Below are 22344 nucleotides of genomic sequence, written 5' to 3' on the forward strand. Positions count from 1 at the left end.
TGCTAAGGCGACGGCGGACAGCAGCCGGGTTCTTTTTTGAAATGAGGAATCTTTTTTTGAATTACATATCCTATTTTGTCTGTGAGCTTCTTATGAATAAGACCTGCGCAGGAAATACTGGATGTGTATAGAACATTTACAATGAAATGAAATGGAGGGATACCATGGAGCAACGCGTAGAAATGCAACTCGGCGGAAGAAAGCTGGTGCTTGAAACAGGACGTCTTGCAAAACAAGCTAATGCGGCAGTTAAGGTGAGTTATGGAGAAACAGTTGTGCTGTGTACTGTGACCGCTTCCCGTGAACCGAAAGATTTGGACTTTTTTCCGCTGACCGTGAACTATGAGGAAAGATTGTATGCTGTGGGGAAAATTCCTGGCGGATTTATTAAGCGTGAAGGACGCCCGAGTCAAAAGGCGATTTTATCCAGTCGTTTGACAGACCGTCCAATTCGCCCATTGTTCCCTGAAGGTTTCCGTAATGATGTGCAGGTGTTAAACCTAGTCATGAGTGTTGATCAGGATTGTGAACCTGAAATTGCAGCCATGATTGGAACCTCGGCAGCACTCAGTATTTCGGATGTTCCTTTTAACGGTCCAATTGGCGGGGTTGCTGTAGGTCGTGTAAACGGACAATTTGTAATTAATCCAGATATTGCACAGCAGAACGCAAGCGATCTGTATCTCGTTGTAGCTGGAACAAAAGATGCCATTATGATGGTAGAAGCAGAAGGCGATGAGATTCCAGAGGAAGTTATGCTCGAAGCTATTATGTTCGGACATGATGAGATTAAGAACATTGTGGCAGTTATTGAACAATTGGTGCAAGTAGCAGGTAAAGAGAAAATGCAGGTTAAGCTGCATGCTGTTGATGAAAAAGTGAACAGTGAAGTACGTGCTTATGCAGCTGATCGTTTGGTAGAAGCTGTTAAAATTGCCGAAAAACATGCTCGTCAAGAGGCGATTGATGCCGTTAATGAAGAGACCGTTGCCCATTTTGAAGCACAATACATAGAGACACCTGAGCTTTTGAGTGATGTGAGCGAAGTTCTCTATGATATCGTTAAGGAAGAAGTCCGTCGTCTGATTACGCATGATAAAGTGCGTCCTGATGGTCGTAAGCTTGACGAAATTCGTCCGATTGAAAGTGACACTAGCATTTTGCCGCGTACGCACGGTTCAGGCTTATTTACACGCGGGCAAACGCAGGCGCTTAGCGTTTGTACTCTTGGTGCTCTAGGGGATGTACAAATTCTAGACGGTATTGATCTGGAAGAAACCAAACGCTTCATGCATCATTACAATTTCCCTCCATTCAGCGTAGGTGAGGCTCGTCCTTTGCGCGCGCCAGGTCGTCGTGAAATCGGACATGGTGCTCTTGGTGAGCGTGCGCTTTCCAAAGTAATTCCTTCCGAAACTGAATTTCCGTACACGATCCGTCTGGTTTCCGAAGTACTGGAATCGAATGGATCGACCTCACAAGCTAGTATTTGTGCAAGCACACTGGCTATGATGGATGCAGGTGTACCGATTAAAGCTCCAGTTGCAGGTGTGGCCATGGGATTGATTAAGGATGGAGATCATGTTTCCGTACTGACAGATATCCAAGGTATGGAAGATCATCTGGGCGATATGGACTTTAAAGTTGCTGGTACAGCGGAAGGCGTAACTGCCATTCAAATGGATATTAAAATTGACGGTATTGACCGCAATATTTTACAGGATGCGCTCAAGCAAGCCAGAGAAGGACGTTTGTTCATTCTTGGCAAAATGATGGAAGCGATCCAGAAGCCACGTGAGCAATTGTCTCCGTACGCTCCAAAAATTATGACAATGCACATTAACCCGGACAAAATCCGTGATGTTATTGGAGCTGGTGGTAAAATCATCAACAAGATCATCGAAGAAACCGGCGTGAAAATCGATATTGAACAGGATGGTCGTGTGTTCATCGCTTCTACAAATCAAGAGATGAATGAGAAGGCGCGTTCCATTATTGAAGGTATCGTAAAAGAAGTCGTGGTCGGCGAGATTTACATCGGTACAGTCAAACGAATTGAAAAATTCGGCGCATTTGTTGAAATTTTACCGGGTAAAGATGGTCTGGTTCATATTTCTCAACTGTCTACTGAGCGTGTAGCCAAAGTTGAAGATGTCATTGCTATTGGTGATACGATTACGGTGAAAGTAACTGAAATCGATCAGCAAGGTCGCGTCAATTTGTCCCGTAAGGCAGTACTGACGGCTGAAGCTCCTGCTAAGTCCTAGGTTGTGAGACCGCGAACTACTGTAATAGGGAGTCTATACGTTTGTACAGAATAAGGGATTTGAATAGCATAAATTAAGCTTTTGGAAAGAGGCAGAGCTACGTTTCTGGCTCTTTTTTCATACATATGCACAAGCTGCACCCAAGTGGGCTTCTATAGCTTACTACGTCATAGATCTTGTCCTCCCCGCATACAATGTGGACAAACGAGCGGGAGGATGAAGGAATGATGAGTAGGGTGAAACGAGCGGTGTGGGTGGTAGCCACTTTAGCCGTCACACTGGTAATCGGGCAGTTTAGCGGGGTTCGTGACTACGCTAGTCAATTACGCAATGGAAACGCTACAGGAGCCGAAGAGCTTGAAGCTACACCCACGATGGCGGTGGCAGCTTTGCCTGATAATGCGCTTATGCAGCGACTAAGGACAGAAGCAGCACGTCAGCGGAGAGAACCAGTTGATGCCAAGGTCGACAGGGTATGGAAGGCTATTCCAGGTTATAACGGACTGGAGGTCGATTTGGATGCTACCTATCGCAAAGCCATTGCAGCTCCAGATCGGCCTATTCAATATGTATATCGCCAATTGGCACCCAAAATACATTTAAATCAACTGGGGAATGTCCCCATTTACAGGGGCAATCCTGAAAAACCGATGGTATCCTTCATGATCAATGTAGCATGGGGGAATGAGTTTATCGTGCCTATACTGAATACATTGGATCAGGAGAAGGTTAAGGCTACATTTTTTCTTGATGGAAGTTGGCTGAAGAAAAATCCTGAACTCGCCAAGGAAATTCAAAGAAGAGGGCATGAGCTTTCAAATCATGCTTATTCTCATCCCAATATGAGTCGTTTGAGCCGAGCCAGAGCCGTACAAGAAATCGAAAAGACGGAAATGCTTCTTCAAGAAACTTTGGGTGTCAAAAATAATTGGTTTGCCCCTCCATCGGGGGATTTTAATCAACAAACAGTGGATATAGCCGCAGAGTATGGACTCAAAACTGTGTTGTGGACATTGGACACCGTAGATTGGAAACATCCGTCACCGGAATCGGTGGTTCATAAAATCAATAGTAAGGTTGAGTCAGGCTCCCTGATATTGATGCACCCAACAGATTCCTCGGCTGCTGCTCTCAAAGGTATGATTCATGCCATTCGTAGTAAAGGACTTGTGCTTGGAACTGTCAGTCAGACGCTTTCCCCTGATCGGCAGCTACCAGCTCCGGTTGAGTGAACGTCTTTTTTCTGTTAGGATTGAACATTATGGCAAAGTATGCAATTCAGTTTAGGAGGGCCAAGCGTGGAAAGAATTCAACTCAAAAACGGCCTAAGAGTGGTCATCGAAAAAATTCCAACCGTGCGTTCTGTTTCTTTCGGCATCTGGGTTAAAACCGGTTCCCGGAACGAAACACCGGACAATAGCGGTATTTCTCATTTTATTGAACACATGCTTTTCAAAGGAACAGAGCGTTTTAGTGCTAAAGAAATCGCTGAGCAATTCGATGCCATCGGAGGAAATGTTAATGCTTTCACTTCGAAGGAATATACGTGCTATTATGCGAAAGTGCTAGATGAGCATCTACCGATCGCAGTCGATGTACTGTCTGATATGTTCTTTAATTCCAAATTGGATCAGGAAGAGCTCGCAAGAGAGAAAAATGTGATTTTGGAGGAAATCTCCATGTACGAGGACACACCGGATGATATGGTGCACGATCTTGTATCTCGGGCGGCCTATGGCGAACACCCACTGGCTTATCCGATTCTCGGAACCGAAGATCACCTGCTAGCTATGGATAGCTCACATCTCAGTCATTATATGAAGGAGCACTATACAATCGACAATACAGTTATCAGTGTAGCTGGTAATGTTGACGATCGTCTTGTAGAATTGCTGGAGCAACATTTTGGGCATTTCGATAATCACGGAACCGTTTCGCCACTGACAGTACCTGCGTTTAACGGTCAGCTCTTGTACCATGAGAAAGCAACGGAGCAGAATCATATTTGTCTATCTCTGCCTGGATTTGCAATAGGCGACGATCTCCAGTATGCTATGGTTTTGCTGAATAACGCGATCGGCGGGGGCATGAGCTCACGTTTATTTCAGGAAATTCGTGAAAAACGCGGACTGGCTTATTCGGTCTATTCCTATCATAGCTCCCATGCCGATAGTGGAATGTTCACAATCTATGCAGGTACCGCTCCTAAGCAAACAAAGGATGTGCTCGATTTGACGCTGGAGCTGTTACGAGATGTGGCTATCAATGGTTTGGACGCTAATGAGCTTCGTAAAGGCAAGGAGCAGCTAAAAGGAAGTCTGATCTTAAGCCTTGAGAGTACGGGTAGCCGGATGAACCGTCTTGGAAAAAATGAGTTAATGTTGGGTCAGCATTATACGCTGGATCAAATGATCGAACACATCGAACAAGTGACGGCTGATGATGTGAACAAAGTGCTGGATCTGATGTTTTCGGAGCCGTTTGCTCTGTCAATGGTCGGAGCGAGCGATTCAGCGGTTAAGGATATGAGGAGGGACTATTTTGTTAACTTACGTTGAAATTAACAGACTCGGGGGCAATGAAGATATTGAGCTCCCTCGCAAAATGTCAGAGCTTGCATCGGGATTTGACTTGTATGCAGCAGTACAGGAGGATTTGGTTCTGGAACCTGGCAAACGTTGTCTCATTCCAACTGGATTTGCAATAGCTATGCCAGCAGGATTAGAGGCACAAATCCGTCCGCGTAGTGGACTGGCTCTCAAGCATGGTATTACTTGTCTTAACACGCCTGGAACGATTGATGCAGATTATCGTGGAGAGATTAAGGTGCTTCTTATCAATTTAGGCGAGGAACCGTTCACCATTACGCGCAATGAGCGAATTGCACAAATGGTATTTCAGGTTGTGCCTGAGGTGGAGTTAAAACAAGTAGACCATTTGTCTGAAACTGTACGCGGTGCTGGAGGCTTTGGTCATACAGGACGCTGAGTCTACGGTTCACTTGCATGCAGTGTAATACAATTGTCCATTTTGTAGGGAGCTTCAATATTACTCGCTTAAGAGTAAGCATACACATAAAAGTCGTTCCGTAGAGGGGCGGCTTTTTTTGTGTTTTTTCACCCCTTCCCGGGCATCTGCATAGAATAAAAGCATATCGTGTCTCGGAAAGGAGTGATCCGGATGCTAACAGGAATGCGCATCGTTGTTTTGGGTGGCGATGCGAGGCAGCTTGAGGTAATCCGCAAATGTGTCGACATGGATGCTACTGTCACTGTGGTCGGCTTTGACAAGCTCGAAGTACCACTCAAAGGAGTTACATTAGAGCCATTGTCTGTCAAGCTGCTGGAATCGTCAGACGCACTGATTCTGCCAGTGGTGGGATGCGATGAGGAAGGCAACGTGAATGCACTTTTCGGAGCACAAAAGCTCCAGTTTCTGAATGAGCATGCTGCTGCTCTTCCACCGCATTGCGTTGTATATACAGGGATGGCGCGAGCGTACTTAAAAGAAATTTGTACCAGGCATGAATTGAAGCTGGTTGAGCTGCTGGAGAGAGATGATGTGGCCATATACAATTCTATACCTACAGCTGAAGGCGCACTGATGATGGCAATTCAGCATACTGATTTTACGATCCATGGTGCAGATTGTATGGTTCTAGGCATGGGACGGACTGGATTTACCATGGCAAGGGCACTACAGGGGTTGGGAGCCAAAGTGAAAGTTGGAGTACGGCGGGCGGAGGATGCAGCGAGAGCCGTGGAGATGGGTTGGAAGCCTTTTATGACAAGGGATTTAGCGAATGAGACAAAGGGAGTTGACTTGATTTTTAATACGATACCCTCTATGATTATCACAGCGCAAATTCTGTCTAAATTGCCACTGAGTACCGTGATTATAGATCTTGCTTCCGCCCCAGGCGGTTGTGATTTCCGGTATGCGGAAAAGCGTGGAATTACGGCTATGCTTGCCCCCGGTCTTCCCGGTATTGTTGCTCCCAAAACTGCTGGTACCATTATAGCGAATACGCTGGTGCAGTTGTTAATGGAAGATAATCCTGATCGGGGGGATGCACAATGAGTTGGCAAGGGAAAACGGTAGGTTATGCTATTACAGGCTCACATTGCACATTTGAAGAGGTAATGCCTGTTATACAGCGCTTTGTTGATGAGGGTGCGAAGGTCGTTCCCATTATATCCAATACCGTACTAACAACGGATACTCGCTTCGGTACTTCGCAAAGTTGGCAAAAACAGTTGAAAGATATAACAGGGAATGATATCATTTCTACAATTGTGGAGGCTGAGCCACTGGGACCCTCCCAAATGCTCGATGTGCTGGTGATTGCACCTTTGACGGGGAATTCGATGAGCAAGTTAGCGAATGCGATGACGGACAGTCCGGTTTTGATGGCTGCCAAGGCGCAATTACGCAACGGCCGTCCACTTCTTTTAGCCATATCTACTAATGATGGACTTGGTCTAAATGCTGCCAATATCGCCAAGTTACTAGTAGCCAAGAACATCTTTTTTGTGCCGTTCGGACAGGATAATCCAGTTAAAAAGCCGAACTCGCTTGTAGCCAATATGGAATTGATTCCCGAGGCTGCCTATGAAGCATTGCAGGGCAGGCAGATTCAGCCGATGATTGTGGAACGCAAGACCCCATGAAGTACTATAATTAACTGCTGAGCATCCCTCGCCTAGAAGATGATTCGATAATCCATCGGGTCTAATTTCTTGTTGGCGGTGGATGCTTTCAGAATAAAAAATGGTTTTTTAGTCGAGAAGGGGAGATACACCAGATGAGCAATAGAAAGTTTAATGTAGCTGTCGTTGGAGCGACAGGCGCTGTAGGGGAACAGATCGTAAATCTGCTGGAAAAACGCGATTTTCCTGTGGACAAAATCAAATTTCTTTCTTCGCCTCGTTCTGCCGGCACGTTAATTAGCTTTAAAGGTCAGCAGATTCCAGTAGAGATTGCTACCCCCGACAGCTTTGAAGGAATCGACATTGCTTTGTTTAGTGCAGGCGGAGACGTGAGTAAGGAACTGGCGCCGCATGCTGTTCGTCATGGGGCAGTTTGCATTGACAACACCAACGCATTCCGAATGGAACCGACAGCTCCTCTTGTAGTACCTGAGGTGAACAGCGACAAAATTGCCGAGCATCAGGGAATTATCGCGAACCCGAACTGCTCCACCATTCAGATGGTAGCTGCTTTGAAACCATTATATGATCAGTATGGCATTTCTCGTATCATAGTATCCACGTACCAGGCCGTTTCCGGCGCTGGAAGCCGTGCTATTGATGAATTGAATCGTCAAAGCGCAGCCATTCTTAACGGTGATGAAGTCCAGCCAGATCTGCTGCCGGTAGGTTCGTTGCCAGTAAAGCATCAGATTGCTTTCAATGCTATTCCGCAAATTGACAAATTCCAGGATAATGGTTATACACTGGAAGAAATGAAAATGGTACGCGAAACGAAAAAAATACTAGGTGACGATTCTGTAGACGTAACGGCAACGTGTGTTCGTATTCCTGTTGTATATGGTCACTCGGAATCTGTCTATGTAGAGCTTAAAAATGATTATGATCTAGAAGAAGTTCGTAATCTGCTGGCTTCCGCACCTGGAGTAACGCTGGTAGACGATCCTACTGCCCAGCTTTATCCGTTGGCATCCGAAGCTGCTGGAAAACCTGACGTATTCGTAGGGCGTGTACGTCGTGATTTGGGCAATAGCCGTGGATTGAATTTGTGGGTCGTATCCGACAATCTGCTCAAGGGAGCGGCATGGAACGCGGTGCAAATCGCGGAAATTATTGCTGCAAAGGCGGAGTAACGTTCCTAAAGCAGGGAGTAATATGGGGGAAAAATAATGGGTATTTTGGTGCAAAAATTTGGGGGAACCTCGCTGTCCACACCTGAAGCGCGTCAACTTGTGCTGGCACATGTGAAGCGGGAGCTGGAGCAAAATCTTCGATTGGTTGTTGTTGTGTCGGCCATGGGGAGAAAAGGAGAGCCCTATGCAACGGACACGCTGCTGGATTGGGCGGCTTCTAACGGTGACAGTCTTCCTAAGCGCGAGCGGGATTTACTGCTGTGCTGTGGTGAAATCATTTCTGCCGCTACGTTATGCAGCCTGATGGAGAAGGAAGGTATTCCTGCTACGGTGCTGACTGGAGCACAGGCAGGCTTTATTACGGATGATCAATATGGCAATGCTCGCATTTTGGATATCAAGCCAGACCGAATTGTGGAAGAGCTGAACCAAGGCAGAGTTGTCATTGTGACAGGTTTTCAGGGACAAACTGCTGATGGTGATATGACTACCCTTGGTCGGGGAGGCAGCGATACGTCAGCTACGGCGCTGGGGGCTGCTTTACATGCAGATATGGTGGATATTTATACAGATGTGAATGGTATATTAACCGCTGATCCGCGTATTGTGGAAAATGCGAAGCCGCTTGCACATGTTAGCTATACAGAAATTTGTAATATGGCTCATCAGGGAGCCAAGGTGATCCATCCTCGTGCTGTTGAAATCGCCATGCAGGCGAATATTCCGGTACGGGTTCGCTCAACCTTCTCCGAAGGAGAGGGGACGTTGGTTACCCACCCAGAAGGCTTTAAAGACGTGCAGGCAGATATCGTAGACCGTTTCGTGACCGGTATTGCGTATGTCGGCAATGTTACTCAAATTACTGTTGAATTAAAGTCAGGTTTGGAGCACTTGCAATTACAAGTGTTCAAATCTATGGCTGAACATGGAATCAGCGTTGATTTTATTAACGTAACTCCATCAGGGGCGGTTTATACCGTATTTGATAATGATGGAAGCAAAGCGGTTGAAGTACTTAACGGTTTAGGACTAGAGCCTAAGATACTGGCCGGATGTGCTAAAGTTTCGGTCATAGGCGGTGGTATCAACGGGGTACCAGGTATTATGGCGACAATTGTGGAGGCATTGACAGAATCAGACGTACAGATCCTTCAATCGGCAGATTCCAACACCACGATCTGGGTACTTGTTAAAAAGGAAGATATGGTGCAGGCTGTACGCGCATTGCATAATAAATTTGAACTCCATCAATAGGCGCATTGTCCGTGCTCGGACTTGCAAAAAAAGGAGGCAGCATGGTGAACTTCGGCAGATTGATTACCGCAATGGTGACACCTTTTGATCAGCAAGGAGAGATTGACTGGACTGCATTGTCCTCGTTGATTGATTACTTAATAGAAGAACAGCATTCAGAGTCACTTGTTGTATCTGGAACAACAGGGGAGTCTCCTACCCTGAGCGATGATGAAAAAATTAAGTTGTTTGCATTTGTTGTAGAAAAAGCAGCTGGGCGATGTAAAATTATTGCCGGGACGGGAAGCAATAATACACGTCATTCCATCCATCTCACCCGTGCTGCGGAGCAGGCGGGAGCAGACGGTGTGCTGCTGGTAGTGCCATATTATAATAAACCGAATCAGGAAGGGATGTATCAGCATTTCAAAAGTATTGCAAACTCCACATCCCTTCCAGCTATACTGTATAATGTTCCAAGCCGTACCGGAGCCAGCCTAACAGCTGAAACGACACTGCGACTTGCACAAATTCCGAACATTGTAGGAACCAAAGAATGTGCATCACTTGCACAGGTCACACAGATTGCAGCGTCAGCACCAGAAGGCTTTCTGGTTTATTCCGGGGATGATGCATCCGGACTGCCAGCCATGGCTGTAGGTGCTTATGGCATTATCAGCGTAGCGAGCCACGTGGTAGGTGCAGAAATGAAGCGGATGTTGGATTCATTTGTAGGGGGACGCGCGCAGGAGGCAGCCAAACTACATCAGCAGTTGTTCCCAATTTTTAAGGGCATGTTCGGCTGTCCTCATCCTCTACCTAATCCGGTGGCTGTAAAGTATGCATTAGAATTACGAGGGATTAAGGTAGGTTCAGTTCGGTTGCCGCTTATTCCTCCTACCGAAGATGAAGCGAAGTTTATTAAGAATTTATTTACCCGCTAAAAAGAAATAGCTGTAAGATGTTTATAAATATAAGGAGTACCCTTGTTAAGGGCAGTCGGTAGGTGCAACACCGACTCGGTTATTGTCTGACAAGGTCCTCTGGCATGAAGGGGCGTTCTTATAGAACGTCCTTTTTGCTATGCTGTTAATCAGGTATGTAGATAAAATGACACTTACTTATGGTTTGGGAAGGCAATGGGAAACCTAGCGTAACGAACAGGATGACTTGTTTTTTCGTATTTTAATCATGTATAATGGGGTCAAGTGACTGGGTGCGGTATTTTTTTGAAAATTAAATAACAAATCAAGGTACGACGTCCAACTACCATAGGAGGTTTAGATTCATTTGTCTAAAAAAACAAACAACGATAAATTGATGATTTTCGCTTTGGGCGGCGTCGGTGAAATCGGGAAAAATATGTATGTCGTTCAATACGGCAATGACATTGTCGTGGTGGATTCCGGTCTGAAATTTCCGGAAGAGGACATGCTTGGCATCGATATCGTTATTCCTGATATTTCCTACCTTACAGAGAACCGCGACAAAGTAAGAGGCATTGTGCTGACTCATGGTCACGAGGACCATATTGGCGGTTTGCCTTACGTGCTGAAACATTTGAATGTACCTGTATATGGTACCAAATTGACGCTGGGACTGGTGGAAAACAAGCTGAAGGAAGCGAATCTGCTTGGTGAAACCAAACGTATTTTGATCAATGCTGATTCCGAAATCAAACTGGGCTCCACATTGAAAGTAACATTCTTCAAAACCAACCATAGTATTCCTGATTCAGTAGGTGTTTGCATTGATACTCCTGAAGGCGCTGTTGTTCATACAGGAGACTTCAAATTTGATCATACTCCGGTGAACGGACAATATGCAGATTTGCAGCGTATGGCTGAGATTGGCACACGTGGCGTATTGGCTTTATTGTCAGACAGTACCAATGCCGAAAAACCGGGCTTTACACCTTCGGAAAAGAGCGTTGGCATTGTGTTGGAAGATATTTTCCGCAAGTCGAGACAGCGTGTGGTCGTAGCCACTTTTGCTTCGAACGTACATCGTATTCAGCAGGTCATTAATGCTGCTGAGGCAACCGGACGCAAAGTAACGGTGATTGGTCGCAGCATGGTTAATGTCGTAGGTATTGCTTCTGATTTGGGCTACTTGGAAATTCCAGATGGAATGCTGATTGAGCCTGAAGAAGTGGGCAAAATGTCAGCGGATCGCGTAGTTATTCTCTGCACAGGTAGTCAAGGTGAACCGATGTCCGCTTTGACAAGAATGGCTCGTTCTACGCATCGTAAGGTAGATATTCTTCCAGGGGACTCAGTGATCATCGCAGCTACTCCGGTACCAGGTAATGAAAAATATGTTGGACGCACTATTGATGAGCTGTTCCGTCTGGGTGCCAATGTATACTACAGCGCAGCTAATCCTGGTATCCACGTTTCTGGACACGGCAGCCAGGAAGAACTCAAGCTGATGCTGAATCTGATGAAACCAAAATTCTTCTTGCCAATTCACGGCGAGTTCAGAATGCAACGTCGTCACGCTCTTCTGGCTGAAGGAGTAGGTATCGAGCCTGAAAATATCTTTATCACGGATATCGGTGAAGTCATTGAAATTCAGAATGGCGGAGCACGCAGAGCTGGTAAAGTTACAGCAGGTAACGTACTGATCGATGGACTAGGTGTAGGAGATGTAGGAAATATCGTGTTGCGCGACCGCAAATTGTTGTCACAGGACGGTATTTTGGTAGTGGTTGTCACACTGAGCAAGCAAGATGGCACGATTAAGTCAGGCCCAGATATCATTTCCCGTGGTTTCGTGTATGTTCGTGAATCAGAAGGTTTGCTAGATGAAGCAAATCGTATTGTTTCAAGTACACTGCATAAGCTCATGAGTGAAAATGTAAATGAATGGGCTTCCCTGAAGACAAATGTCAAGGATGCACTAGGTCGCTTCTTGTATGAGCAAACTCGTCGCAGACCGATGATTCTGCCAATTATAATGGAAGTGTGATTCGATTGAAATATGTTCAAAAACTTGAATTAAAAACTTAAGTCACAGGCACACAGTCGCCTCTCTTCCCGCAGGAAATATTGGACGGTTTCCGCGGAAAGAGAGGCTTTTTTTGATTTTAGGGTCGAGGAAAGGCATGGAGATAGGTATAAAATATTCCATTTCCATCCCATACTATAGGGTGAAGACGGGGCACATAGATGCGTATAGCGAAAGGAAGATCACCCATATGGAACATTACAGCAATTTATCTTCTGGCAACGAGGAAACGGAAGCGCCAGAACAACCAGAGGTTGGACAAAGACCCGTTTTACCTGCTATGGAGGCTTTACAGCAGCTGGGTCAAACCTCCATGCCCGGAAGCGAGTCCAATATTTTTTGTATGACGATTATCGGTCAGATTGAAGGACACCTCATCTTACCGCCTCAAAACAAAACAACAAAATATGAGCATATTATTCCGCAGTTGGTAGCGGCAGAGCAAAACCCACGTATCGAAGGATTAATGATTTTGCTGAATACAGTTGGTGGTGATGTAGAGGCAGGACTGGCTATTGCAGAAATGATCGCATCGATGAGTAAACCAACAGTGACCATTGTTATAGGAGGTGGACATAGCATCGGTGTGCCGATTGCTGTATCTTCTACGTATTCTTATATTGCCGAGAGTGCGACGATGACCATTCATCCAATTCGTATGAGCGGCCTGGTCATCGGAGTCCCACAGACTTTTGAATATATGGAAAAAATGCAGGAGCGTGTCGTCCGCTTCGTCGTTTCTCATTCTCGCATTACAGAAGAGCGGTTTAAGGAACTGATGTTCAAAACTGGTGAATTAAACCGCGACATTGGTACAGCGGTCGGAGGAATTGATGCAGTAAAATACGGTTTGATGGATGCGGTTGGTGGTATAGGAGAGGCGCTGAAACAGTTGAATACCATCATTGAGACGCGCCGTCAGCAGAACGGCATGATAGGGACTCCACAGCAGCCCCCTTATGCACCTTTTTCGCCCAATGCCACAGGCACCCCTACAGGAACCCTTTCAAGTGAGCACAGCAAGGAGCTGCCCCAATGACACTATATACTGTAATGCCAATGGAATTGGTGTGGGAAGGTATGTGGAAGGAGGCAGAGGAGCTTGTAGAGGTCCGGGTAGATGGTCTGCTTATGCAGGTACAGCCGCTTGAAAGTCGTCGGGGGATCATAGTAAGGCTCTTGGACTGTCCATTAAATGCCTACCTCAATCCTCGTTATGGACCAGGTCAGATCATTGAGTGGTCATAGAAGCTGTCGAATAGTACAGAAATAGGTCATTTGCTGCTGAAAAAGAACATATGTGCGGATAGCGAGTGACGTGGTATAATATTCTTCTGGGGGGTGACCTTGTATGTCCAGAAGAAGAAAAAGAAAAAAGAAAGCCATATTTGGTGGAGTTTTAAAATATGAAATTTACGGCATTGTGCTGATTACATTGGCGGTCATTGCGTTATCGGGTGAAGCGGCAGTTGGTCGGTCGCTATCCAAGATGTTTGGGCTTGTACTGGGGAAATTCTATTTTGTGATTCCCCTGATTGGCATTTATTATGGTCTGATGGTGATGATTCACCGCAAGTGGCCGAACCAGTGGAACTCACGGAAGACGGGTTTGCTGTTGTTGGTATTTGCCTTTACACTTATGAGTTCTATTTCATCTATGGAACAGCGTTTGGGACCGATTAACGAGCTTCAGCCGGGCGGAGTGATGAGCCAGATACATATAGATATGCGTGAGCAGTTGCTGTCGCCTGATCAGCAAGGCCATACCTCGATGCTGAATAAGGATATTAGCGGGGGCTACGTTGGCGCATTACAGCTTACCGTTCTGTTGTGGCTGTTTGGTCTCACAGGAGCTAAGCTGATCATGATTGTCATGTTCGTCATTTGTTTTATGCTGATGACCCAGCTGTCTTATGTGGATTTAGTGCGGATTGTAAAGACCAAGCTACTGACAGCCGGGGGAAGCGTGCGGAAAAAATGGACTGGTAAAGCCACTCCGCTTTCTGCATCTAGCAAAGGCAGTGGAAATAGAAAACCCAAATCTGAGCCTATTCCTGCCTATGAAGAGGATATGGATGATGATTTTGATGAAATGCAGCCTCCAGCACGTAAGCAGCCAATTTTCTTTCAGTTGTTTGGCCTTAAAAATACAGATAAGGCGGACAAGGAAGAGCAAACTGCACATGCGGATGAAGATGAACATGATCTTCTATATGATGCTGGTGATGTGCAGCCTCAGTGGAGAAATGGCAATCAGGGAGAAGAGCTGTCTGACGTAATCGAACACGCTGAGCAGGAAGCCTCAATTCCGGTAAAAAGATCGCCAATCATTAGGGACTTCTTCGAACAAGTGAAAAATGAGGAAAAAAGATCAGAGGCTGAACTTGAAGACTCCCTGACAGGTGGAGTGCGGAACGATTCCATTGATGAACCTCTGGATAGTAATTTTATGGATGCCGATGCGAATACGAATATAAATATAAATGATTCGGCAACGATCCATGGGACATCAGAAGAAGCCCAGGAACTGGCTCAGACGATTGCTAATGGATTGACAGGCGAAGAAGCTGAAGGGAACAATGTAACTATTCCAGCTCCACCACCGCCTAAGCCGTACAAGCTTCCATCGTTCCGTTTGCTTGCCAAACCGCAAAATGCAGGCAAAGGTATGGGACAAAAGGATTACATGCAAACAGCACGCAAGCTGGAGGCCACGCTGGAAAGCTTCGGTGTTCGGGCGAAAGTGCTGGAGGTTGTACGTGGTCCAGCCGTCACACGCTATGAAATCCAGCCGGACATTGGCGTGAAGGTTAGCCGGATTGTAAGTCTGACGGATGACATTGCACTTGCGCTTGCTGCAAAGGATATCCGTATGGAGGCACCTATTCCCGGCAAGTCCGCCATAGGAATAGAAGTTCCGAATAATGAAGTTTCTATCGTAACCATGCGTGAGGTAATGGAAACGACAGTTTTCCAGGAATCAGTTTCCAATTTGTCCATTGCATTTGGCCGTGATATTGCAGGACAAACGATTGTTGGTAATTTAGCTAAGATGCCCCATCTGCTTGTAGCTGGAGCTACGGGTTCGGGTAAATCGGTGTGTATCAATGGGATTATCACGAGTATTTTGTACAAAGCGAAGCCAGATGAGGTGAAATTTCTGATGGTTGATCCCAAGATGGTGGAGTTGAACGTGTACAACGGAATCCCCCATTTATTGGCTCCGGTCGTGACTGATCCCAAGCGTGCCTCACTGGCATTGAAGAAAATCGTAGTTGAAATGGAAAAAAGGTATGAGCTGTTTTCCAAATCAGGCACCCGTAATATTGAGGGCTACAACAATTTGATGAAGGATAACCCGGATGCATTTCTGCCTTACATTGTCGTTATTGTGGACGAGCTGGCAGATTTAATGATGGTTGCTGCAGGAGATGTGGAGGATGCGATTGCGCGACTTGCCCAAATGGCGCGTGCAGCAGGCATCCATCTGATTATTGCAACACAAAGACCTTCGGTTGATGTAATTACAGGGGTTATTAAAGCCAATATTCCTTCACGTATTGCTTTCGGCGTTTCTTCGCAGGTGGATTCCCGCACCATACTGGATATGGGCGGTGCTGAGAAACTGCTCGGACGTGGTGACATGCTGTTCATGCCGATGGGGGCTTCCAAACCAGTCCGCGTTCAGGGAGCGTTTATGAGTGATCAGGAAGTGGAAAACATTGTTAACTATGTGCGTGAACAGGGTGAAGCTCAGTATGATGAAACGCTTGTGCCTGAGGTGGAAGAGGTATCCACTGATGCGGATGAAATGCTGGATGAGCTGTATGATCAGGCTGTCAACATCATTTTGGAGGCTAAACAAGCTTCCGTTTCGCTCCTTCAGCGCCGTATGCGGATCGGTTATACACGTGCTGCCCGACTGATTGACTCCATGGAAGCCCGCGGTGTCATCGGTCCTTACGAGGGAAGTAAGCCCCGTGAGGTACTTATCTCAATGGAACAATATCAGCAAAATAAAGTTAGCTCCTGAGCATTATCTTTTATCAGCATTCCATTTAAACGCTGTTTGTACGCATGATGAGTTGTTAAATATGACAACTCCATGCACGCAAATAGCGTTTTTTTGTGATGTTTTTTTGAGGTGTGGAGCTGCCTGCTCAAAGAAGATTAAAAGGGTGAATAGCTTCTAGCGGAGCTTGTCATAATAAACGTAGCCATCCTGTTAATCCCACAAAAGAAAGGTAGAGCGCAGCATATGAAAAAAACAATGGTCTGGATTTGCACGGGTATCCTCGCAGCCTCGGCTATTACGTACACGGGACTTTTTAAAAACGACTCTGTACAGCAGCGAGTAGAGTCGCCAAGCACGCAGCAGAAAGTAACAGCGGCGCAGCCTGTTCAGCCGACATTCAGTTCAGAAGCGGTTGATTTTGGCTCTTATGGCCAGGATGTATATGAACTGCAATCACGATTGAAGCTGCTGGGTTTTTTTGGCGGAAAAGTGGACAGCCATTTTGGCAGCAGTACACTAAAGGCTGTAAAGGGTTTTCAAAAGGAGTTTGGTATCAGACCCGATGGAGTGGTTGGTGCGAAAACCAAATTAAAGCTGGTGAATGCTACTCCACACTGGAAGCCGACGGAAACGCCTATGCATCGTAATAATCAAGGTTCTGATCAGGGACAGGCAGCGAACAAAAACGATAAATCTGATCAAAATGAGGAAACGATGGGATCAGCCAACACCATGGGACTGTCTGAAAACGATCTTAAAATCATGGCCAATGCGGTCTATGGTGAATCCCGCGGTGAGCCGTTTGAAGGACAAGTTGCCGTGGCGGCTGTTATTTTGAACAGGGTCAAGTCGCCAAGTTTTCCAAATACACCGTCTGGGGTAATCTTTCAGCCGGGGGCTTTCACTGCTGTAGCAGACGGCCAAATCTGGCTCACGCCGAATGAGACTGCACAAAAGGCGGTACGTCAAGCCCTAAACGGCTGGGACCCAAGCGGAGGATGTCTATATTACTTTAACCCTAAAACAGCTACCTCCAAATGGATTTGGAGCCGTCCGCAGGTGAAAACCATCGGGGAACATATTTTCTGCATGTAAAACGCCGAAGCAGCCGGGAGCTTGTCTCCGGTTGCTTCTTGGCTTTTGCACGTTTAAAATATAGATTGGTACACTTTACCTCTTTACAGGAAAAAGATGTACAGTAGCTATTGCTAATCAAAGGCTAGACGCAAATTGACGTCACAAAGGAGTTTTGGACTTGAACAAAACAGGTTTCGAGCGTGGCACACGCAGACAACTAAGGATTCATGTACTGCCCACCAAGCGCTTTAAGACGTTCGCCATATCGTTGTATGTAGGTACTCCGCTACGTGAGGAAACTGTAACTCGTGTAGGACTGGTGCCTTTCGTTCTGCGACGGGGTACAGAATCGTATCCGCAGACTACACAATTTAGAGAGCAGTTAGAACAATTGTATGGTGCGGGTTTTGGATTCGATGTATATAAACGTGGAGATTATCAGATCGTGCAATTTCGCATGGATACAATTAATGACAACTTTGTAAGCAGTCCGGATAGTTTGCTGGATCGTTCGTTTTCTTTCCTTGGAGAGGTTCTGACGAAGCCTGCATTGGAAAACGGTGCATTTCAAACGGGATATGTACAGCAGGAACGAGAAAATGTTCGTAAGAAGCTGGAATCTATAGTTAACGATAAAATACGTTATGCTGGGGAGCGCTGTATGGAGGAGATGTGCAAAGATGAGCCTTATCGTCTGCATCCTCTTGGTCAACGATCAGATCTGGACAGCATAAATGCACAAAATTTGTATGAGGCTTATGGAGACTGGCTGAATAATGCCAGCATGGATTTATACGTCGTGGGAGATACCACGCTGGAAGAAGTTGAAAAGTTTGTGGATCGCTATTTTCAATTAAACCGCTCGGCGGAAACGGGATATGTACCTGAACAGCCCAAATCGGTAGAACGTGATGTTCAAACTATAGTAGAGCGTCTTGATGTAAACCAAGGCAAGCTCAACATGGGGCTACGAACCTCTATTACGTATGGCGATGAACGTTATGCTTCTGCATTAATGTACAATGGCGTTCTGGGTGGGTATCCGCATTCAAAGCTGTTTGTCAATGTGAGGGAGAAGGAGAGTTTGGCGTACTATGCTTCGTCACGCTATGACGGGCATAAAGGCATTGGCACAATACAATCCGGTATCGAAATTCCTAATTATGAAAAAGCGGTTACTATTATCCGCAAGCAACTGGAAGATACACAAAATGGAGCAATTACCGAGCTAGAAATGACCCAAACGCAGGCAATGATACGCAACTTGCTAAAGGAAATGCAGGACTCCGCTTTTGAGATGATTGCCTATGATTTTAACAGACAGCTTTCCGGCAAAGAGCGGACGGTCGAGGAGCTGCTGAGCCAGGTGGAGGCAGTCAAGGTGCAGGATGTTCAGGATGCCGCCCGGACGTTCCGACTGGACACTATTTATTTCTTGAGAGACCAGAAGGGGGAATAGCGTTGGAGCATATATCGTATGAGCACTTGCAGGAGACGCTGTACTATGAAGTAATGGATAATGGCTTGCACGTTTATGTGTTGCCCAAACCGGGCTTTCAGAAGACGTATGCCACATTTGCAACTAAATATGGCTCGGTTGATAATCATTTCCGGGTAGAAGGTCAACAGTCCGTCAAGGTGCCGGATGGCATAGCTCATTTTTTGGAGCATAAAATGTTTGAAGAGCCCGAAGGCGATATTTTTGCTACCTTTTCCTCTAATGGAGCATCGGCGAACGCATTTACGAGCTTTGATCAGACCGTATATCTGTTTTCGGCAACCGAACGCATTCAAGAGAATTTGACCACACTAGTCAACTTTGTTCAGCATCCTTACTTTACAGATGAAAATGTGGAGAAGGAAAAAGGCATTATAGGCCAGGAAATCAATATGTATGAAGATAACCCCGACTGGCGGAGTTACTTTGGTCTGATTGAGGCATTGTACAAGGTCCATCCGGTGCATATTGATATAGCAGGTACTATTCAATCCATCAGTACGATTACGAAGGAAACATTGTACAGTTGCTATGAAGCTTTTTACCATCCAAGTAATATGATTCTTTTTGTAGTAGGTGGAGTGGATCCAGCCGAAGTAATCGAATTGGTACGTAATAATCAGGCGAAAAAAGACTATAAGCCGCAGGGGGAGATCGAGCGGATTTTCGATGATGAACCCACAACGGTTGCAGAGCCGCGTCATGAGGTAAAGCTGGCTGTTTCTTTGCCAAAGTTGCTGTTTGGATTCAAGGAGGCTGAAGTAGGTCTAACGGGAGAAGCTTTGCTACGTCATGATCTGGAAACCAAGCTGATGCTTGATCTCTTGTTTGGTTCCAGTACACAGCTATATCAGAAGCTCTACGATGAGGACCTGATTTCGGACAGTTTTGGCCATGAGTACAATAGTACGCAACAGTATGCATTTTCTGCGATCGGCGGGGATACCAAAGACCCTGATCGGCTGTTGGCTAGGATACGAGAAGAGGTAGAGTCTATTCAGAAGCAGGGGTTTGCAGCAGAACATTTTGAACGAGCGCGCAAAAAGAAGATCGGCGGTTATCTACGCACTCTCAATTCTCCCGAAAATATTGCGCATGAGTTTACAAGACATCGCTTCCGGGGCAGTGATTTTTTTCAATTGCTTCCGGTTTATGAAAGTATCACGCTTGAGGATGTAAACCGTCGTCTGAAAGATCATATAAAGTGGGATCAAATGGCAATATCGCTGGTGGTGAGTCCGTAATGTCCAGGGAGAGGGAACCGATGACCACCGAGGGCGGAGAGTTAAAGGCTATTGGCGATACGACTGTGCTGATTACAGGAGCAAGTGGTGGAATTGGTGCGGCTATTGCCGAGCGTTTTGCAGCAGTAGGGATGAATGTGGTCATTCACTACATGAAGTCCCATGAAAAAGCAAATGAAGTTGCTCGTCGTTGCATGACTTATTCAGGCAAGGTAATGACTGTTTCAGCCGATCTGCGGAGTAAGGAGCAGATTGAACGTATGCGGGAAAAGCTGGATAATCACGGATTGAAGCCAGATATTCTAGTGAATAATGCTGGATTATCTCATTATGGGCTGCTTTCAGATGTATCGGAAGAGGAATGGGACGAAGTGATGGCCGTGAATGTTAAGGGAACTTTTTTGTGTACGCAGGTTTTTATGCCGCATATGATTTCCCAACGCTATGGCCGTATTGTGAATGTTTCGTCTGTGTGGGGCATATGTGGAGCTTCGTGCGAGGTATTGTACTCCACTACCAAGGGAGGCATTAACGCTTTCACTAAAGCACTGGCTCAAGAGGTTGCGCCTTCTGGCGTAACCGTGAATGCTGTGGCTCCAGGGGCGGTAGACACGTCGATGTTGGATCATTTGGATGCAGGCGAAATTAACAGTTTGGAAGAAGAAATCCCTGCTGGACGATTGGCACGGCCTGATGAAATATCGTCCCTGGTTTATTTTCTTGCGCTTCCTGAGTCAGGTTATATTAATGGCCAGGTCATAAGTCCTAACGGAGGATGGGTGACGTAAGGAAAACAGCGCTTGGAGGAATCCACCAGTATAGTAAGCGTCTGTGAAGAGCATATTACAACTGTTGATTTTAAATCTGAATCATCTAAGGAGGATTTAAGTATGTCAACAGTTGTTCAGAATTTTGATGTTTGGAAAAAGTTCCTTGGTCAGCGTGTAGAGCAAGCAGAGAAGCTGGGAATCAGTCAAGATACCATTGCGGAGCTTGCTTACGAAATCGGTGATTTTCTGGATGAGAAGGTCGATCCAGCTAACCATTCCAACCGCGCACTGAAAGAACTGTGGGGAGTTGCCGATGAGGACGAACGTCACACCATCGCCCGGCTAATGGTTAAATTAGCTAAGAGCAACGCATAAGTAGGAACCAACATGAAAAGCTCCCTTTTGGGGGGCTTTTCTGTAATGGTTACAGAGCTGTTCTTGTAATTCCATTGTAATTTATATATCATAAACGTGATTGAGGCTTACAACACACTGTAGCCTATCGAATTTCAATAATTGGGTTTTGTCGAATGATGCTATCTTATGATACAATAAGGCTTTGATTTGGCATTGTTGACGGTTTGAATGTGAATGAGGTGCTAACGTGACGGAAGAGACAAAACAGTGGTACATGGAATACAAGATACATAAAAATCGACCCGGACTGCTGGGGGACATTGCTTCCATGCTTGGTATTCTGGGGGTTAATATACTGACGATTAACGGTGTTGAAGGCGAAAGACGGGGGATGCTTCTCGAAACAGACGATGACGAGAAAATACGCATTCTCGGAGATACGTTGAAAAAAGCCAGCAACATTACAGTCACGGCCTTACGTGCTCCGAGACTGGTCGATATATTGGCAGTAAGACACGGCCGTTACATCGATCGGGATTCGGATGATCGTAAAACTTTCCGTTTTACACGTGATGAGCTTGGGTTGCTGGTCGATTTTTTGGGTGAAGTATTAAAGAGGGATGGCAATCAGGTAATCGGTCTTCGCGGAATGCCGCGTGTTGGTAAAACGGAATCCATTATTGCCAGTAGTGTATGTGCAATGAAGCGTTGGACTTTTGTGTCGTCGACGTTATTACGACAGACGGTACGCAGTCAGCTTTCTGAGGAAGAAATGAATCCCAACAATGTGTTTATTATTGACGGCATTGTGAGTACCATTCGATCCAATGAAAGACATTATCACCTGCTTCAGGAAATTATGAGCATGCCAAGTACCAAAGTGATTGAGCATCCTGATGTATTTGTGCGTGAATCGGGATACAGCTTTGACGATTTCAATATCATTATTGAACTTCGCAATAATCCGGCTGAGGAAATTATTTATGATACCTTTACAGCCAGTTATACAGAAGATCTTTAAATAAGTGTAAT

Annotated in this window: 19 protein-coding genes; all 19 read left to right on the plus strand. The window is 45.8% G+C overall.

What is annotated here, in order from left to right; translation table 11 throughout:
- The first annotated feature begins 164 nt into the window (after positions 1-164).
- The 19 genes from pnp (at position 165) to MMB75_RS11030 (ending at position 22333) form a co-directional block, all read left to right on the plus strand.
- Positions 165-2267, plus strand: coding sequence for a polyribonucleotide nucleotidyltransferase (gene pnp / locus MMB75_RS10940; RefSeq protein ID WP_016820985.1), 2103 nt, complete (start codon positions 165-167; stop codon positions 2265-2267).
- A gap of 224 nt (positions 2268-2491) precedes the next feature.
- The gene (locus MMB75_RS10945; protein ID WP_016820986.1) at positions 2492-3499 is read left to right on the plus strand and encodes a polysaccharide deacetylase family protein; all 1008 of its coding nucleotides are present in this window, start codon (positions 2492-2494) and stop codon (positions 3497-3499) included.
- Positions 3500-3565: 66 nt separating this feature from the next.
- Positions 3566-4825, plus strand: coding sequence for a M16 family metallopeptidase (locus MMB75_RS10950; RefSeq protein ID WP_016820987.1), 1260 nt, complete (start codon positions 3566-3568; stop codon positions 4823-4825).
- Entirely contained in the window at positions 4809-5255 is a 447-nt protein-coding gene (dut, locus tag MMB75_RS10955) for a dUTP diphosphatase (protein ID WP_016820988.1), read from the plus strand. Before MMB75_RS10950 ends, dut begins: the two co-directional genes overlap by 17 nt.
- 192 nt (positions 5256-5447) lie before the next feature.
- Entirely contained in the window at positions 5448-6347 is a 900-nt protein-coding gene (gene dpsA / locus MMB75_RS10960) for a dipicolinate synthase subunit DpsA (protein WP_016820989.1), read from the plus strand.
- Entirely contained in the window at positions 6344-6937 is a 594-nt protein-coding gene (locus tag MMB75_RS10965) for a dipicolinate synthase subunit B (protein ID WP_016820990.1), read from the plus strand. Before dpsA ends, MMB75_RS10965 begins: the two co-directional genes overlap by 4 nt.
- Positions 6938-7071: 134 nt before the next feature.
- Positions 7072-8109 carry an aspartate-semialdehyde dehydrogenase gene (locus tag MMB75_RS10970; protein ID WP_016820991.1) on the plus strand — a complete coding sequence of 346 codons (1038 nt, stop codon included), beginning with the start codon at positions 7072-7074 and terminating at the stop codon, positions 8107-8109.
- 36 nt (positions 8110-8145) lie between these two features.
- Complete coding sequence (dapG, locus tag MMB75_RS10975; protein WP_016820992.1) at positions 8146-9363, plus strand: aspartate kinase; 1218 nt, start codon at positions 8146-8148, stop codon at positions 9361-9363.
- A 41-nt stretch (positions 9364-9404) separates the two neighbouring features.
- On the plus strand, positions 9405-10286 hold the full coding sequence (gene dapA, locus MMB75_RS10980) for a 4-hydroxy-tetrahydrodipicolinate synthase (protein ID WP_016820993.1): 882 nt from the start codon (positions 9405-9407) through the stop codon (positions 10284-10286).
- A 346-nt stretch (positions 10287-10632) separates the two neighbouring features.
- Positions 10633-12312: a ribonuclease J gene (locus MMB75_RS10985; RefSeq protein WP_013370737.1), complete on the plus strand. Its 1680-nt coding sequence runs from the start codon at positions 10633-10635 to the stop codon at positions 12310-12312.
- Positions 12313-12541: 229 nt separating this feature from the next.
- Positions 12542-13390, plus strand: coding sequence for a ClpP family protease (locus tag MMB75_RS10990; RefSeq protein WP_016820994.1), 849 nt, complete (start codon positions 12542-12544; stop codon positions 13388-13390).
- Positions 13387-13599, plus strand: coding sequence for a YlzJ-like family protein (locus MMB75_RS10995; protein ID WP_016820995.1), 213 nt, complete (start codon positions 13387-13389; stop codon positions 13597-13599). Before MMB75_RS10990 ends, MMB75_RS10995 begins: the two co-directional genes overlap by 4 nt.
- Before the next feature lie 103 nt (positions 13600-13702).
- The gene (locus tag MMB75_RS11000) at positions 13703-16384 is read left to right on the plus strand and encodes an FtsK/SpoIIIE family DNA translocase (RefSeq protein WP_045243848.1); all 2682 of its coding nucleotides are present in this window, start codon (positions 13703-13705) and stop codon (positions 16382-16384) included.
- A gap of 225 nt (positions 16385-16609) precedes the next feature.
- Positions 16610-17461 carry a spore cortex-lytic enzyme gene (sleB, locus tag MMB75_RS11005; protein WP_017427950.1) on the plus strand — a complete coding sequence of 284 codons (852 nt, stop codon included), beginning with the start codon at positions 16610-16612 and terminating at the stop codon, positions 17459-17461.
- A gap of 160 nt (positions 17462-17621) precedes the next feature.
- On the plus strand, positions 17622-18902 hold the full coding sequence (yfmF, locus tag MMB75_RS11010; RefSeq protein ID WP_045243847.1) for an EF-P 5-aminopentanol modification-associated protein YfmF: 1281 nt from the start codon (positions 17622-17624) through the stop codon (positions 18900-18902).
- Positions 18903-18904: 2 nt separating this feature from the next.
- The gene (yfmH, locus tag MMB75_RS11015; RefSeq protein WP_019687011.1) at positions 18905-20185 is read left to right on the plus strand and encodes an EF-P 5-aminopentanol modification-associated protein YfmH; all 1281 of its coding nucleotides are present in this window, start codon (positions 18905-18907) and stop codon (positions 20183-20185) included.
- A 20-nt stretch (positions 20186-20205) separates the two neighbouring features.
- Positions 20206-20973 carry an elongation factor P 5-aminopentanone reductase gene (gene ymfI / locus MMB75_RS11020; RefSeq protein WP_019687012.1) on the plus strand — a complete coding sequence of 256 codons (768 nt, stop codon included), beginning with the start codon at positions 20206-20208 and terminating at the stop codon, positions 20971-20973.
- Between the two features lie 102 nt (positions 20974-21075).
- A complete protein-coding gene (locus MMB75_RS11025; RefSeq protein WP_016821001.1) occupies positions 21076-21330 on the plus strand; it encodes a DUF3243 domain-containing protein in 255 nt (84 codons plus the stop codon).
- Positions 21331-21559: 229 nt separating this feature from the next.
- Positions 21560-22333, plus strand: a complete 774-nt coding sequence (locus MMB75_RS11030; protein ID WP_013370747.1) for a DUF3388 domain-containing protein — start codon at positions 21560-21562, stop codon at positions 22331-22333.
- Positions 22334-22344 lie beyond the last annotated feature (11 nt).

The sequence above is a fragment of the Paenibacillus sp. P2(2022) genome (assembly GCF_029522175.1).
GTDB lineage: Bacteria > Bacillota > Bacilli > Paenibacillales > Paenibacillaceae > Paenibacillus > Paenibacillus polymyxa.

Bases quoted from the DNA above. Each gene is read 5' to 3' on its own strand.
- MMB75_RS10990 (WP_016820994.1), top strand. From the start codon at position 12,542: ATGGAACATTACAGCAATTTATCTTCTGGCAACGAGGAAACGGAAGCG.
- dpsA (WP_016820989.1), top strand. From the start codon at position 5,448: ATGCTAACAGGAATGCGCATCGTTGTTTTGGGTGGCGATGCGAGGCAG.
- dapA (WP_016820993.1), top strand. From the start codon at position 9,405: ATGGTGAACTTCGGCAGATTGATTACCGCAATGGTGACACCTTTTGAT.
- MMB75_RS11000 (WP_045243848.1), top strand. From the start codon at position 13,703: ATGTCCAGAAGAAGAAAAAGAAAAAAGAAAGCCATATTTGGTGGAGTT.
- MMB75_RS10995 (WP_016820995.1), top strand. From the start codon at position 13,387: ATGACACTATATACTGTAATGCCAATGGAATTGGTGTGGGAAGGTATG.
- sleB (WP_017427950.1), top strand. From the start codon at position 16,610: ATGAAAAAAACAATGGTCTGGATTTGCACGGGTATCCTCGCAGCCTCG.
- ymfI (WP_019687012.1), top strand. From the start codon at position 20,206: ATGACCACCGAGGGCGGAGAGTTAAAGGCTATTGGCGATACGACTGTG.
- pnp (WP_016820985.1), top strand. From the start codon at position 165: ATGGAGCAACGCGTAGAAATGCAACTCGGCGGAAGAAAGCTGGTGCTT.
- dapG (WP_016820992.1), top strand. From the start codon at position 8,146: ATGGGTATTTTGGTGCAAAAATTTGGGGGAACCTCGCTGTCCACACCT.
- MMB75_RS11025 (WP_016821001.1), top strand. From the start codon at position 21,076: ATGTCAACAGTTGTTCAGAATTTTGATGTTTGGAAAAAGTTCCTTGGT.
- MMB75_RS10945 (WP_016820986.1), top strand. From the start codon at position 2,492: ATGATGAGTAGGGTGAAACGAGCGGTGTGGGTGGTAGCCACTTTAGCC.
- MMB75_RS10970 (WP_016820991.1), top strand. From the start codon at position 7,072: ATGAGCAATAGAAAGTTTAATGTAGCTGTCGTTGGAGCGACAGGCGCT.
- MMB75_RS10965 (WP_016820990.1), top strand. From the start codon at position 6,344: ATGAGTTGGCAAGGGAAAACGGTAGGTTATGCTATTACAGGCTCACAT.